General features: G+C 45.5%; 13 protein-coding genes and 2 pseudogenes. 2 read left to right on the top strand and 13 right to left on the bottom strand.

What is annotated here, in order from left to right:
* From L5M10_RS21540 to L5M10_RS21525, 4 genes and pseudogenes are all read right to left on the bottom strand, one after another.
* Positions 1–152: pseudogene (locus tag L5M10_RS21540) on the bottom strand (IS110 family transposase); the annotation flags it as partial.
* Between the two features lie 285 nt (positions 153–437).
* Complete coding sequence (locus L5M10_RS21535; protein WP_263163702.1) at positions 438–830, bottom strand: SMI1/KNR4 family protein; 393 nt, start codon at positions 828–830, stop codon at positions 438–440.
* Positions 831–848: 18 nt separating this feature from the next.
* On the bottom strand, positions 849–1988 hold the full coding sequence (locus L5M10_RS21530; RefSeq protein ID WP_263255884.1) for a DUF4238 domain-containing protein: 1140 nt from the start codon (positions 1986–1988) through the stop codon (positions 849–851).
* A gap of 415 nt (positions 1989–2403) precedes the next feature.
* Positions 2404–3033 (bottom strand): flavin reductase family protein, encoded by a 630-nt coding sequence (locus L5M10_RS21525; protein WP_263143133.1) that lies wholly within the window; start codon positions 3031–3033, stop codon positions 2404–2406.
* Positions 3034–3288: 255 nt separating this feature from the next.
* On the opposite strand from L5M10_RS21525, the gene L5M10_RS21520 reads away from it, so the two are divergent.
* Positions 3289–5682 carry a fatty acid cis/trans isomerase gene (locus tag L5M10_RS21520; RefSeq protein WP_263255883.1) on the top strand — a complete coding sequence of 798 codons (2394 nt, stop codon included), beginning with the start codon at positions 3289–3291 and terminating at the stop codon, positions 5680–5682.
* A gap of 51 nt (positions 5683–5733) precedes the next feature.
* Here the strand turns inward: L5M10_RS21520 and L5M10_RS21515 are convergent, their stop codons facing one another.
* From L5M10_RS21515 to L5M10_RS21475, 9 genes and pseudogenes are all read right to left on the bottom strand, one after another.
* Complete coding sequence (locus L5M10_RS21515) at positions 5734–7848, bottom strand: M13 family metallopeptidase (RefSeq protein WP_212599604.1); 2115 nt, start codon at positions 7846–7848, stop codon at positions 5734–5736.
* 235 nt (positions 7849–8083) lie between these two features.
* The gene (locus L5M10_RS21510) at positions 8084–9367 is read right to left on the bottom strand and encodes a transcriptional regulator (RefSeq protein WP_173496241.1); all 1284 of its coding nucleotides are present in this window, start codon (positions 9365–9367) and stop codon (positions 8084–8086) included.
* A 221-nt stretch (positions 9368–9588) separates the two neighbouring features.
* The gene (locus L5M10_RS21505; protein ID WP_263255882.1) at positions 9589–10461 is read right to left on the bottom strand and encodes an ABC transporter permease; all 873 of its coding nucleotides are present in this window, start codon (positions 10459–10461) and stop codon (positions 9589–9591) included.
* Positions 10458–11498: an ABC transporter ATP-binding protein gene (locus L5M10_RS21500; RefSeq protein ID WP_263255881.1), complete on the bottom strand. Its 1041-nt coding sequence runs from the start codon at positions 11496–11498 to the stop codon at positions 10458–10460. The genes L5M10_RS21505 and L5M10_RS21500 overlap by 4 nt, the downstream gene beginning before the upstream one ends.
* Positions 11495–12781, bottom strand: coding sequence for a nitrous oxide reductase family maturation protein NosD (gene nosD, locus L5M10_RS21495; RefSeq protein ID WP_263255880.1), 1287 nt, complete (start codon positions 12779–12781; stop codon positions 11495–11497). Before nosD ends, L5M10_RS21500 begins: the two co-directional genes overlap by 4 nt.
* Positions 12782–12791: 10 nt before the next feature.
* Positions 12792–13283, bottom strand: coding sequence for a nitrous oxide reductase accessory protein NosL (locus L5M10_RS21490; RefSeq protein WP_263222103.1), 492 nt, complete (start codon positions 13281–13283; stop codon positions 12792–12794).
* A gap of 89 nt (positions 13284–13372) precedes the next feature.
* Positions 13373–14053, bottom strand: coding sequence for a tetratricopeptide repeat protein (locus L5M10_RS21485; protein WP_263222102.1), 681 nt, complete (start codon positions 14051–14053; stop codon positions 13373–13375).
* 34 nt (positions 14054–14087) lie between these two features.
* A complete protein-coding gene (locus L5M10_RS21480) occupies positions 14088–14870 on the bottom strand; it encodes an FKBP-type peptidyl-prolyl cis-trans isomerase (protein ID WP_105250349.1) in 783 nt (260 codons plus the stop codon).
* An 85-nt stretch (positions 14871–14955) separates the two neighbouring features.
* Positions 14956–15177 (bottom strand): annotated as a pseudogene (locus L5M10_RS21475) (rhodanese-like domain-containing protein); the annotation flags it as partial.
* 74 nt (positions 15178–15251) lie between these two features.
* Here L5M10_RS21475 and L5M10_RS21470 point away from each other — a divergent pair.
* A partial coding sequence (locus L5M10_RS21470) for a transposase (protein ID WP_263238167.1) occupies positions 15252–15423 on the top strand: 172 nt, incomplete at its 3' end.

Below are 15423 nucleotides of genomic sequence, written 5' to 3'. Positions count from 1 at the left end.
ATCACAATCAGACACGGCTCAATTTGAGCAAGAAAGGGAAGTAAGTCCTTGCGTCTAAGCATTTTCTTTTTGATTAACTTACCCGCTTTATCGACGCCAACAGCATGAAAAACAGACTTTGCGATATCTAAACCGATTGTAGTAATCTTCATAGGTGGACCCGTCCTCTTTCTGATGAGTTTTAGCGACTACATCGTGGCCCATTGCGAGGCCGATTAAAAGTGGATGGGTCCATTCCATTATCCATGACTCTCGTTCATAACGCTGCTGCGCAGCATTCTCCCTAGCGAAGTTACATTCATTAGTGACTGGCTTCGTGCTTATTCGAAAATCGCTCACGCGATTTTCTTCAACCCCTTCAGCAACTTCGCAGGTGATAGGTATTATCTGTAGCTAACGAGTTAAAAATTTAATTTTAATCATACTGTTATCACTATTTATAGCTTTTTAATTCCATTAAAAGAAGCGGCTAATTGTTGAAGCTCGCCAGTTTCATGAAGCCACAAATAAACCGTGTCCAAAAACCTGCCTGACTCTTTTATAAAAACCATTTGGTCACCTAACCCATTGCCCGCAATTGTGATGGCATTCTCAGGGAAATGACCGAACCCTTTGCAGGAACTAGTTTCATAAAGGATGTGATGACAAGTGCGGGAAATTCGTTTTCTATCGGAAGTATCTTTAATCGGGTACAACTCCCAATCATCTTCTGCCGTAGCAGCCTCGCCACCATTATCTAATTTCATTGCTTCACGATATTCGCGTGGCAATGTTGAACCCAACTCTTGTTCAGTTAGGACTAATTGTTCTTCCGATAAATCAAAAGGCACTTATCTCTCCTTAGCTATTTAAAGTCCATTCGAAAGCTTTATAGCTTCACTAGTTACACCATCGACAAGGGCTTTAATCTGATCTTGAGAAAGTATGTACGCAAACTCGCCGATACGACTTTGAAGAATACTATTCTCAGCGCTGTTAGTAGCACTGATAAAATATTCGAGTGAACATTGTGCAATTACTGTAGGAAGAAACGATATATCTGAAAATGTATCATTCGCACTTCCAACTAAAATACAGCTAGAAGAAAGTGGTAAATAAACCGCTTGTACATGATCATCCTTCTCAGTGAACGGCTTGAAAGTTCTATCACCTTCTACTTGAAAAACAAGCATAGAGTCTCCCAATGGAACTACCATATCTTGGGTATGTATGATCCTATAAACTAAGCGTTCATAAATATCTGTTTTTAATGGTGGAGCTATCGTCTGTTGTAACCCTTTTAGATGACCAGATTTAGCCGATGATTTTATAATCTCCGGAACTGCTATTCGAAATTGTTCTACTATCACAGGTAAATAATCAAAAATATTAGGCAAAGACTGTTCAATAAGAGACTGAATAATATTGATAAACTCTTCTGGGACTGAGTCAGAAAGATACCGTAACTTCAATTCATTAGTAATTGCATTTTGTAGAGTATTTGGGTCATTAAATATCCTATTTTGTACATACCGCTCAAATGCATGCTTGTCCTCGACGAACCGAAGTGACTCCTCAATCAGAACATTGACAGAACAACAAAAACTTTGGCGTAGGTAGCGAGTTCTTACTTCAAAATGCGCGAGCAATTCAGCAATTGCCTTATTGTTAAGCACTGAATCATCTCTTGCATTGCGTAATTCTTCAACTAAAGCACTGTGGCGAACTTCAGCAACTGTTATATTGTCATCGACCTGCGTATCCCCATTTAGTGAATAAAACTGCCCTTCTATACCAATGTTGATCGTATTAGTATTGAAGATCTTTAAATCCTTACGATATACCCACGTAAAAGTCTCGCTACCGTTTGTATGACTAGCAAATCCAGCTTGGAGAAATCGAGGAACAAAGTGGTGACGCTTACCAGACATATATTTAATACCTAACAAAAAATCAGCGTTCCATTTTAAAACAATAACATAATCTGCTTTAACGTTGTCTTCAAGCAACAGTAAAAGATAGAACCGAGCGCTCTTTTGAGATTAATAGCTAACCCCGAAATAGCAGGAGTTCACCTCCCCCGGCGAAGTTGTCGAAATACGCAAATAAAAATGCCGTGGCGACATCATGGATGATGGCGCAGGCTCGGAGGCACATGGATGTGCCATCTGAGCCGTTAGGCGATTTTTATTGGAGTATGAGACAAGTAACTAATGCATGTAACTTCGCTAGGGGCGTCATGGAGCATCCAAGGAGGATAGGACGAGCAGTCCTCCTTGGTCGGGTGTGGGGTGAAGCCCCACGACTTTGACTTTGATTTTAAAAAAAGCTTTAGATTGCTCTGCCATGAGATACCAAAACTCATAAGTCAAAAACTTAAACGAAGTTTGAACACCCAAAGCCCTGCGGCACCTGAGCAGCCCCTTACACTTGTGGTCTATGTAGATCAAAACGCAGATCTTCACAGATCCCATAATAAGCCGATGGGCCGCCGGCACGTAATACGGGCTCGGCAAGAGCAGTTTGATAAATCCCCTCGGCATTGAGTAAATGCTTAGCAATATGCACGGCCACCACTTCTCCTAACACTAACCAAGTATCAATCTTGTCGCCATTAGCGGCAGTTAACTGGATACATTGGGACAATTTGCATTCGAAGTTTACTGGGCTTTCAGCCACTAAGTCTGCCTTAACAATGGTGCCTGCTTTAGCCGTGAGTCCGGCAAAGCTAAACTCATCTTGACCGCGTGGCAGCATGGCGGAGGTTTGATTCATCTGCTCGGCTAAGCCGCGGGTGGTGAGGTTCCACACAAACTCCCCTGTCTCGACGATATTAGCAACACTGTCTTTCCAGCCTGTGCTGGCAAAGCCGATGATGGGCGGTTTGTAGTTGAAACAATTAAAAAAGCTGTAAGGTGCAAGATTGCGTTGCCCCTGAGTATTCCGCGATGAAATCCAGCCGATCGGTCGAGGCCCCACAATCGCATTTAAAGGATCGTGTGCAAGGCCATGGCCTTTGCTCGGTTCGTAAAAATAGCGGTTATCAGCAGTCATACTTCATCCTTTTGTTATTGCCACAACAATACTGGTGCAATTAATACAGCCATCACAGGTACGCTTTTATAGCCGCTATCTTACCCAAGTTTCGAGCAGCGACCAAAAGTCTGTAGGGCAATTTAAGTCAGCTCCTTGAACAACATCTGGCTGCAAATTTCAAATCCAACACACTCTTCTGCTAAAGTGATACTTATCAGTGGGCTAAAAAGCCTAACTCTGCTAAATAGCATGTGGCAAATGAAGGAGCGGTGAATGAACGCGATAAAAGGGGGATGGAAGAGGTTATTGTTGGTCGCAGTGCTGTTAGCGACAGGTTGTGCCAGCGTAGCGCAAATCGATTTCAATAGCCTGTTTGGCACTAGCTCACCGCAAAAACGCGTCGAAAATGCACAGCTTAACGACCAATTTATTCAACAAGCCGAGTTTGTGCACACACAAGTTGAGCCTATTCTCAATAGCCGCTGCGTGGTATGTCATGCCTGTTACGATGCCCCCTGTCAGTTAAAAATGACCTCAAGCGAAGGTATGGAGCGTGGGGCGAGTAAGGAAAAGGTTTACCAAGGCACACGCTTAGTCGCTGCCACACCTAATCGCTTACTTGTCGATGCCTTTACCCCTGAAGCTTGGCGTCAACGCGGGTTTTACCCCATGCTAAACGAGCGCGATCAAACCCCAGAAGCTAATACCCAAGCCTCAGTATTAGCCAGAATGCTCACGCTTAAGCAAATGCATCCTCTGCCCAAAGACAAGATTTTAGATAAGCGTTTTGATTTCAGCCTAGACAGAGTTCAACAGTGCGCCAGCCTAGAGGAAATGGACAAATACGAGCAAAGCCAGCCCCTTGCAGGTATGCCTTATGGCTTGCCAGCACTGAATGCGAATGAACATCAAGTGTTGATGCACTGGCTTGAGCAAGGTGCACCACTGCCATTTGCACAGGCGCTTACACCTGAATTTATTGCAGAAATAACCCACTGGGAGACGTTTTTAAACGGCGACAGTTTAAAAAGCCAATTAAGTGCACGTTACATTTATGAGCATTTGTTTGCCTTCCACTTATATTTTGAGTCTTTAAATCAACCGAACGCCCAGCCTTTATTCTTCGAGTTAGTGCGTTCTCGGACGCCGCCGGGGCAAGCGCTGGATATTATCGCCTCCCGTCGTCCCTTCGACGATCCTAAGGTGGAGCGAGTCTATTACCGCTTTCGGCCTTATCGGGCAACCATAGTCGATAAAACCCACATCCCCTACGCTTTGAATACCGGCTTGCTAAATAACTGGCAACAATGGTTTATCGATGCGGATTACTCAGTCACTCAACTGCCGAGCTACAAGCCGAGCGTTGCGGCCAATCCCTTTGAAGCCTTTATTCAAATTCCTGCCAGTGCGCGCTATCGATTTATGCTGACCCGCGCCCAAGATACCATTATGGGCTTTATCAAAGGCCCAGTGTGCCGTGGTCAGGTGGCGCTCAATGTCATTAACGATAGATTCTGGGTGTACTTTGTGACTCCAGATTATATGGACGACACTGACTTTAGCGCCTTTTACCATTCCCAACTTGAAAATCTACGTATGCCTGCAGAGGAAGAAAGCACTGCACTCGCAGTAACTTGGGTGAAATATGCCGCCAAGCAAGGCAAATATATGCGGGCGCGTAATCAGTTCTTGAACGAGAAATTCAAAAACGGCCAGCACCTCACCATAGACGGACTCTGGGATGGCGACGACAACAATGATAATGCCAGCCTGACAGTGCTGCGCCACTTCGACAATGCCACTGTGGTGAAAGGCTTAGTCGGCGAACCGCCCAAAACGGCTTGGATTATCGATTATGCCTTGCTGGAGCGTATCCACTATTTATTGGTCGCGGGTTTCGATGTTTATGGTAACTACGGCCACCAGCTATTAACTCGCTTATACATGGATTTTTTACGTATGGAGGGGGAATCGAATTTCCTGACCCTATTGCCGCAGGAGGAAAGACGCAAGCAGTTGAGTGATTGGTATCAAGGGGCAGGTACTCAGCTCACGGCCTTTATCGCAGGGGATATCAACACCTTTCATCAGCCTACGGGCGTACTCTACTTTAGTGACGATCTAAAGGGCGAGCTGTATCAAAAACTCGGACAGAAGGTTGCTAAGGTTCAACCCAATCGATATCACATAGAAAACAGCAGCTTGAAAATACATAGCAAAGCACTTTTACACACATTAGATCGATTAAAAGGCACACAAGCGACCCTGTTACCAGAACTAACCATGATCATGGTGGAACCTGAAAAAGCGGGTAAAGCTGAGATATTTACCTTAGTTCGCAATAGCGCCCATCGGAATATTTCGAGCCTGTTTAATGAGGCGAGTAACCGCGAACCCGCTAAAGATGACGTCACTTTAGTGCATGGCTTATTGGGCAGTTATCCTGAGGCATTTTGGCGAGTGAAAGAACAGGACTTGCCTAACGTCGTAGCGACAATAGAGAAAATGCAAACTGAAAAAGACTATGAAGCACTGTTAGATATGGTGGGTGTACGCCGTACTGATCCGAAGTTTTGGGCCTTTAGTGACAAACTCAATCAGATCTTTTTCGACAATCACCCGATAGAAAGTGGGTGGCTGGATTACAACCGACTGCAAAATCGTTAATAAAAAGGGGAACGTTAGTGTTCCCCTTCCTTTCAAATCAACGCAGTAAACTTACCAGATCTTAACGCGATCTTCAGGGGCTAAATACAGCTTATCGCCAGGCTTAACATCGAATGCAGTATACCAAGCATCTAAGTTACGCACGGTCAGCGCGCGGTACATGCCGGGGGCATGTCCATCGGTTGCCACCCGAGCACGCAGGGCTTCGTCACGCATCTTAGTGGCCCAGGTTTGCGCAAAGCCGATAAAGAAGCGTTGATCACCCGTAAAGCCTCCAATCACTGGGGCATCTTTGCCTTTAAGCGAGGCGTGATAAGCATCATAAGCGGCGGCTAAACCTGCTACGTCGGCAATGTTTTCACCTAAGGTCAACTTGCCATTCACGTGTAAATCAGGGAAAGGCGCATAAGCATCAAACTGCTGCGCTAACGCATCGCCTTGCTTATCAAATTGAGCAAAGTCAGCGGGCGTCCACCAGTTACGCATAGCACCAGTCGAGTCAAAGGCCGCGCCATTGTTATCAAAACTATGGCTGATTTCATGACCAATTACAGCGCCAATCGCGCCATAGTTGTAAGCGGCATCGGCTTTAGCATCGAAGAATGGCGGTTGCAAAATACCCGCAGGGAAGTTAAGCGCATTCTGCACCGGCAAATTCACCGCATTCACCACTTGCGGCGTCATCCACCACTCGCCTTTATCCATTGGTTTGCCAATCTTGGCTAACTGGTGGCTGTACTCCACTTTTTCGCCATTGATGGCATTGGCGTAGGCATTGGTCGCAGTCACTGCATAGCTGTCGTAATTGCGCCATTTATCGGGATAACCCACGCCCACTGCCATAGTGGCCACTTTTGCTAGGGCTTCTTTCTTGGTTGAAGGGTCCATCCAATCGAGTTTTTCCACTCGCTGACCGAAGGCGGCCACTATGTTATCCACCATAGTGCTGACTTCTGCTTTGGCCGAAGCAGGGAAATATTGCTCGGCATAGGCATGGCCTACGGCATCACCTAAATATTGGTCGAGTGCCGCTAAGGCACGTTTATCGCGGCTGCGCTGCTCTGGCGTGCCAGAAAGCTTAGTGCCATTAAAGGCAAACGAAGCGTTGTCGATTGCCGATGGCAACACATCAGCATGGCTGTTGATATGGTGGAACACGAGCCAATCTTTCCATGCTTCTAAAGGCTCAGAGGCCACAAGCGCAGAAAGTCCCGTAATCGCCGTTGCATGGTAGGCCGCAAATTTAGGCTGATTACCCAGTTGCGCCGCCGCTAGAAAGGCAGTCCAATCGATGCCCGGTGCTTTGGTATCAAAGTCAGCACGGTTCCATACCCCCGAAGACTGGGTAAAATCTTCGCTTGCTTCACGGCTGGCGTGGGCCGCGGCAATCTTGTTTTCAAGGGTAAAAATACGATCGGCACGAACAGCGGCATCGCTCACACCAGCATCTTTGAGCAAGATTTCAATGTAAGCGCGGTAAGCGGTGCGAATGTCGACCATTTTAGGATCGGCAGACAGGTAATATTCACGCTCAGGTAAGCCTAAACCGCCCTGTAAAAAGTAAGGTAAGACTTCGCCCGGCGTGGCTAAACCTTGGGTGACGAAGATCCCAAATAGGTTTTCGGTATAAAAGTCAGTCGCGTTGAGAGGATCGACATCGGCGCGCAGATTTCCGCCTAACGCCGCAGATAAATCCTGCTTGCTCGCAATGGCCTCATAACGGGCAATATCCGCCTCGGCAGGCTTCATTCCTGCGGCATCAATAGCGGCGGTATCTGTGTAAGCCTTGTAGAAATCGGCGATACGCGCTTCGTCGCTCCCCACCGCATGTTGCGCTTTCACCAGATCGGCAATCAAACTGGTTTTATGCTTTTCGGTTGCTTCAAAGGCAACGAGGAAAGCGCCAGTGCTGGAGCGATCGGCTGGGATCATCGTCGTTTTCATCCACTCGCCATTGGCGTAGGTATAAAAATCATCCCCTGGTTTTACCGTTGGCGTCATAGCCGCGACATTAATGCCAATCGGCATTTGAGCCGCAACGTCTTGACTTTTTGGCGCGTTTTCGCTGGTTTTTACGGTGTTTTCTGTGGTGTTATCACTGCAAGCAGTGAGCCCAGCCAGTACTGAAGTTGACAGTAATAGCACGGGAATAAGACGGTCCGACATGAATGACTCCTCTCTTTTTTATTATTGTATTTATAGTGTGATTGCTAAGTTTGGCAGTGTAACTGGCACTGAATGAAGAAGTAAAACAAAGCCAATTTTTATGATAGAAAGTTAATGCAAACAATTTGAGCCAGACGCTTAAACACGCAGCTTAGTATCATCACGACCGCGCTCAACTGCAGGCACAAAAAAGCCGACACTATGTCGGCTTAATCAAGTTTGGCTAATGACTACTCTATAATTTGATCTGAGTGTACTGAGTCCACGCAAGTACTTGTCCCATCTGAGGAATGATCCATACTGCCGTGTGCTCATTTTGATAAACACGATAATAAAATAAATCTTCATCACGGATATCATGCTTACGAATTTCACGGTAGAACTGCATAGCAGAATGGCTGACTTCATCCGGTTTTGTCAGTTCTTTTTGTAACACTTTAACGTGAAAGACATCAACTTTAAGGTCATCAATTGTGGTCTGGTACTGCTCAAACTCACCGCGAATAGTGTATTTAATCGGCGTCGTTAAACAATCTTGATCTGTAATACAGGAGGTCGAATAAAACTTACCCTTATTTTGCCCTTCATAGACCAGAGACATACTGAGATCGTTACGAACTAAGAGTTCGCCCGCGACGGGAAAATAAATATCCGCATGGTAATTATGCTCAAGTAACTCACCCATTCCTTTATCATCCGCAGGGAGGACAATACGGTTATAGCGAATGCGCTGCTCCATTATTTGGCTCAGCGGAATAAACTCCGCCATATTTAATCCTGCGGGTTTTGCATCTATCGCCGTGATATTGATGATGCCGTGACCACTGCAGGCATCGGCGTCCAGCTCAGGGCAAATCGCCATCGAATAATTTTTGCCATCTGTTGAGGTAAATGCACTGAAGTAATTAAGGTTATTGATGTGATTTCCCTCTGGCGCTAAATGTTTTTGCCACCATGAAGGATGTAAACGATCCTCATCACCAATATAGAAGGTTCGCGCCGTCCCCAGCGTGCCACCAATATTGAGGCTGATATATTTATCGGCATGCCATTTAGCCACCTGTTTAACCACCGCATGGTGGTCGCTCACATACCAAACGATTGCCAAGATAGCGCACAAGAGGGCAATACCAGCAACTTTAGTCCAAACCGACACCCCCACTAAGGCATCACGAATTGCATTCGCATCATTGATCGCCAGCATCTTTACATGGGATTGTTCAGAGATATGCAATTGATACCCGCGGCGTGCCACGGTTTTAAGCTGCACTTCGGTATAGGGTTCGAGCTTTTTACGTAAAGTACTGATGCATTGCGTTAAAGAGGTAGGAGCAACCACCCTTTCAGGCCAGCCGACCTGCAGCAATTCTTCCTTAGTAAAAATGGCATTCGTGGATGATAACAGCAGCACTAATAAGGCCGTTTCGGAAAAAGTCAGGCTGATGGTTGTCCCATTCACATGATCGACTAATTCCTTAGCCTGTTCATCTAACATTAAATAAGATGTGATTTTATGCATGTTAAACGCCTGAAAGATCAGCCAATACTGATAAAGTTTGATTACACTAACAACATGCAATCATCATGTGACATTGTTTCTTTCAAAGAAAACGATGATATGCAATCACCAAGTCAAGATGGTTTATTTTACCTTTTAACAACATATAAGAGTGTGACTCTATACTCAGTTTAGTCATTGTTTAATAAGTACAAAGTTAGACTAATACAGAGGTCGCTAAACTAGATTTCTTGGTATTTAAAGATCCAAGAACAACACAAAAGCAATGCACCAATCCAGCCACCCAGCAAACCATACATTAAGGGTAAGCCCAGCCCAGTTTGAGCAAGCAGAGTGAGACTACTTTTAGCCGCGAGTGTATCCGAGGGAGTCGCGAGTAAATTTAAAGCACGGAACAGATCAGTAGGGTTCAACAAAATCAGTAGATTGAATACAGTACGATTAAATATCTCACTCATTCCAACCACTGCACTGAGTAAAATCAGATCATAAACCAGCACAAGCACAAACCATAAAATGAGTAATATCCCCAGTGCCTTGGCTTTTTCTCGCACACACAAGCTAACCCAATAACCCAAGAGCACGAACACTAATGACAGCAAAATACTGCTCATAATCATATGGATAAACCCAATAGCTATGGATAACTGGGTCTGAATATCGCCCAGTGATATCAGTATTAATCCTGTTAAACCAAAGCCCAAAATGCAGGCAATGGTCATCACACAGGCATGGCCTAAAAACTTGCCGCACACCAGATGCCAACGTGCTAATGGATAGGTCAGCAGTAACAGCAGAGTGCCGGATTCTTTTTCACCAACAAAGCTGTCATAACTCAACAAAATCGCACCTAAAGGGAGCATAAATACCGATAAAGTGACTAACCCAGAAAGGATTTGGGCAGGCTCAAATACCACTAAGTTGCCGGACACAGCGCTGCCCATAAAACTCACACACAGAGATAGCAGCAACAAGATTCCCGCCATCATCCATAACCAACGATTACGTACATTATCCTTAAACTCTTTGGCGGCTATGGTGCTCACTATGCTCAGGGCACTTAATCGATGGTGCAAAACCTCGGAACGGTTCATAGGACTGATTCCAAATTAATCGCCTGATTTATATCTGTTATGTTAATAGTCTTTGTAGGCATTTTTGACGACTGAAGGGGGCAAAGACTTTCCATGTAATGATGAAATACACTCTGCAAACTAGGAGGTTCAATAGAAAAATCCCCCACGGGCACTTTTTGTAATAAGTGATTTAACACGGCTGACTTTTGCTCCTGTGACACGGCGAGCATGAGTCCCTGCCCCGCGCTTGCCTTAACACATGCCGCTAAAATAGGATCCGCTAGCAATGCTTGCCTTTGAGTATTAGATAGAAAATGCAACAAGATATGATTTGGCAACTGAGTCGCCGCCCTCAGGGAGGTTAAGCTTCCCGAAGCCAACATTCGCCCTCGACCTAAGATCAAAGCGCGATCCATCTGATCTTGTACTAATCCCAACTCATGGGTACTGATAATAATGGCGCAGCCCTGCGCCCTGAGCTGAGCGATTTTTTGATACAGGAAAGCCGATGCCAAGGGATCTAAGCCAACTGTCGGTTCATCGAGTAACAGTACCTTAGGCTCAGCCAATATCGCCTGCGCGAGTCCAAGACGTTGCCGCATCCCCTTAGAAAAAGTACTCAAACGCTTATCTTTAGCGGCCTCTAAACCAAATTCAGCAAGTAATTCATGCACTTTAGGCAAGGCAACGCCCTTAAGCTTAGCGAAATATCGCAGCAGCTCATTGGCGGTCATATTGTCATAAAAACTCACATTTTCAGGTAAATAGCCTAAGGACAAACTCTGTCTGGCATTCATACTTCCGACACTATAACCTTGAACTTGGAGCAAGCCACTTGTGGGGGTAAGTAATCCCAAAATAAGCTTGAGTAACGTAGATTTACCCGCACCATTATGCCCAAGGAGTGCGATCACTTGACCCGCTAACACCTCAAAACTCACATCATCCAGTGCCTTAAACTTGCCATAGCATTTACTGATATTTGTCGCTTTAACAACCACATCAGCATTCACTACAGGCTTATTCGCTGAGCAGGTCAAAGTTTGATGATTCATAGCGAACCTCCATCAATCAGTACATGCGCGCCACTTTGCATTAGGGGAAAACTATCACTTATACCGCTCGTCACTTGGGGCTTAAATTGGCGTTCCACCCAACGCAGTAACAACACAACGGGGCTTTCCATCAACAGTTTGGCTTCAGGATAAAGCCAAAACAGTTTATCTAAACTGTCATTCGGCCTATGGACAATATCCCCGAATCCATCGCCATTCAGATCCCAACCTTGATATTCCGACCAGTAATTCCCCTGCCCCTGATAACTCCATTCAAGTTGAGTTTCTCCGACATATTTAACTTGGGTTTGATTGGCCATAATACGATTATGCCAAAGGCGATTTTCCTCTCCGCCCATGGCCATACTGATCCCGGTATCGCTGTGGCTAAACTCGTTATCTTGAATACGGTTATGTTGAGCGGCGTAAATAAAAATACCTTTCCCTTCATTGCCAAGCTCCACAGTGCCCTTAGGGTTATGGATTTGACTCGCAACATTGGCTTGCACATGAGATGCCTCAGTAATGTTGAGCAAAATGCCAAAGTCCCGCGCCTGAGTCACACGGTTGTGGTGCAGGTAAATATGGGTTGAATTCATTAGGGCATAACCGCCATCGACGGCAATCGCTTGGTTTTGCCACGCTTCGTCGGCTTGGGTATACATGTAGTGAATACCATATTGCAGCTTAGTGAATTGATTTTCATAAATGCGGCTGTGGGTAACGGACTCTAAATACACACCATCACGGACAAAAATGAGCTGATTTCGGTCAATTTGTGGCGAATTAACATGCTTAAGATAAATGCCATCACCCCGATCAAGTACATGAATGGCGCCGTTACCACTAATACTATTGTTCGTGATGGTGGGCGAGTTTAGCTGTTCGCCATAAATACCAAAACCATCACCCACCAAGCGGTTTCCCTTAATCAGCACATTATCCGCCCCTTTTTTGAGTAAAATGGCGGCATCACGGTAATACAGATCCCGTCCCCAGTGGCGGATATTGAGCCCCTCAATACTCACCTGAGGCGCCTCAATGACCAACGCACTGCCTTGGCGCAGTGCATCTAATGTCGCGCCTATTTCCCCCTTTAGCGAAATGGATTGCGTCACCTTAAAGGAGCCTTCATACACCCCAGTGGCTAGCACTAAGGTGTCACCTGCTTGGGCTTTGTTAAGGGCAAGGGTGAGTGAATCTGTATCTGTTACCCGAATGAGTGCAGCCCAAGTACAAGAGGCAAAGCACAGCAGCCAAATAAGGACGAGACGCAGCTTCATCATCACAACCTTATTTATCACCCGCGAGCAGTTCTAGGGTGATGTCATCAAATCTCAGCACTCGGCCACCGTATTCCTTAGCAAAGGCTTCGGCGGCGGCTTTAGTGCTAAAAGGTGCCACAGCTGGCCCCATCACGGCTTTTTTACTGGTGCCGTAAACATAAAATGCACTAGCGGCATCAATAAAGGCGCCATCGTCAGGTTGATCCCAATCGGTCGTGCCCGCGTCATGCACCATCATGTAATCAATTTGTCTTTTATTTTCAGGCTGTAATGCAAAGTTAAACATATCGCGGCTAGAACAAAACTTAGGTACCGTTTTCTCAGCCTTGAGGTGCACTTGCCCTTTAGGTCCGGGATATTTAGTGATCACCATGCCGCATAAATGACAACGGTCATGCTCGTGGATCATCTCGGCTTTATGAACATGGTCTGTGGCCTCGCTTTTATTACAGCCAAATAGCAAGGGCACTAACAGCAACAATGCATAATATTTCTTCATTCTATTTATCCTTTTATTAAAAATATCAACGCCTCGCCAGACTCCTTGCAGGGACAGATCTTTACGGCGAGGGTTGATAGAAACGGGTTTCATCTTTCATTCATTTTGCTTTGTGCTTTTGCAATCGCATTATCGATTGCTTCACGGTTGATACTGTCCCCATTGTGTTTGAGCAAAAGCTGCCAATGGTCAATCGCCTCTTGGTTACGAGCATGCAAGTAAGCATCTGCCGCGAGTAACATATGGGTTTGAGGCTCAAAGGGAGAGAGTGCTAATGCTTTGGTAATCACCTCTTGGGTTTCAGGTGTCATTTGCCGAAGCTCGCGGTAATAAAGCGCGTTAGCTTTTGCCCCTAACACTTCAGCATCTTCTCCCCCTATTTCGAGTAATTTATCTAAGGTCAGCACTGCATCTGAGTACAAACCTCCCGCATTGTAAGCCTGAGCTAATGACATAAGTGCCAAGGTGTTTTGCGGCTCACTCTGAGCCCAACGACTGGCTTTAGTGATCTCGGCCGCCACTAAATAATCAATATTTTCATCAATCCGACCTTGATCCCAATCCCTAAAACGGCCTGTTTGACTGTAGACAGCAAGGGTAAGCAGCACTAGGACGATTCCCATCGCAAAGGGCACTTTGCTCGACATGTTTGGCAACTGTGCTATTCCCATGACTAGGTTTAGACGCATGTGCTGCCAGTAAATATAAGCAACAAACAACAGTAAACTGATGCCAATGCCTAGTCCTAAGCTCACCATTCCAGTCTCCATTTCACTCTCCAAACAACTCGTTTTAGGAGCCAGATTAACCGTGTGCAGGCATCATCTTTTTATTTTTCATCTCTTTCATTTCGCTGGGTTTCTCAATATTTTTCAGTTCAATTTCAAAGATAAGTGCTGACTCAGGAGGAATAATACCTACGGCTTCAGTGCCATAGGCAAGGCTTGCTGGTACCACAAAACGGTATTTAGACCCCACAGGCATCAACTTTAATCCCTCTTCCCAAGCGGGGATCACCGACATTAATGCAAACCGAGTGGGCTCTTTACGTCCAACCGTATTTTCAAACTCAGTCCCATCGATAAGAGTGCCAACATATTCCACTGTGACCACATCTTCTGGATTGGGTTTATGACCTTTACCTTGGGTTAAGACTTCGTATTGAAGACCAGAGGCGGTAACTTTAACGCCAGACTTTTTTTGATTTTCAGCAAGATATGCCGCACTTGCCTTTTTAGTTTCTGCCATTTGTTTTTCAGCAACGACAGTTCTTGCGGCATTGAGTTGTTCTGCTCTTTGGTTCAGGTAGGTCAGCACTTCTTCGTCGGTTAATTGCTGTTTATCTTTAAGCGCATCCACAAAACCTTGCACGACTAAGTCGACATTCACCTCTGAGCCTAATTCAACTTGGTTGTAGACTTGACCAGAAATGTAATTACCAATGGAAGCGCCAATGCTGTAAGAGGTTTTATCTGCATCGGTTTTCAAACTTGTGCCAGCAAAACTGGCTACCGAAACAAATAATGCGGCGCAGGTCGCCACTGTGATGCTTTTGGGGATAAAAGAAGTTGGCATACGTGTTTTCATTTTATGTTCTCTACAATGTTAACCCTGTGGGTTTCGCCTTTTGGCCCTGCAAACCAAACCGATAAAACATCGGTCCTGTGTGTTACTAAGGTTTTTCTGTTACTCGACCTGACATACGCCAGCCATAAATACCATCGGCCATATGACGCACACCTGTGTAACCTAGCTTCATGGTTTCTCTCGCCGCCATATTGCTGCTGGTGCAAAGGCGGTTAGCGCAGTAAAACACCATGACTGCATCTTTATTCTTTGGAAGTAACTCTCTCCAATTCTGAACATTGAAAAAAACCGCTCCGGGGATAAAACCCCCCTGTGTCAGGATTGTTGTCACCCCTAAATAATCATTATGTTTAAAGACAGGGTGCGGCAAAAGAGAACGATATGGCTCGGTATTCACCAGAACGTAAAGAGGCGATCCTTAAAAAATTATTACCTCCTCACAACTTAACGGTCGCAGAGGTCGCTCGGGAAGAAGGCATCGCGGTGCAAACCTTGTATCATTGGCGAGATATTGCCAGAAAAGAAGGTCGCCCCGTGCCAGGTAAAACATTAA

This window comes from Shewanella sp. SM32 (assembly GCF_025654235.1).
GTDB lineage: Bacteria > Pseudomonadota > Gammaproteobacteria > Enterobacterales > Shewanellaceae > Shewanella > Shewanella oncorhynchi.
This window is presented reverse-complemented; position numbering and strand designations above follow the sequence as displayed.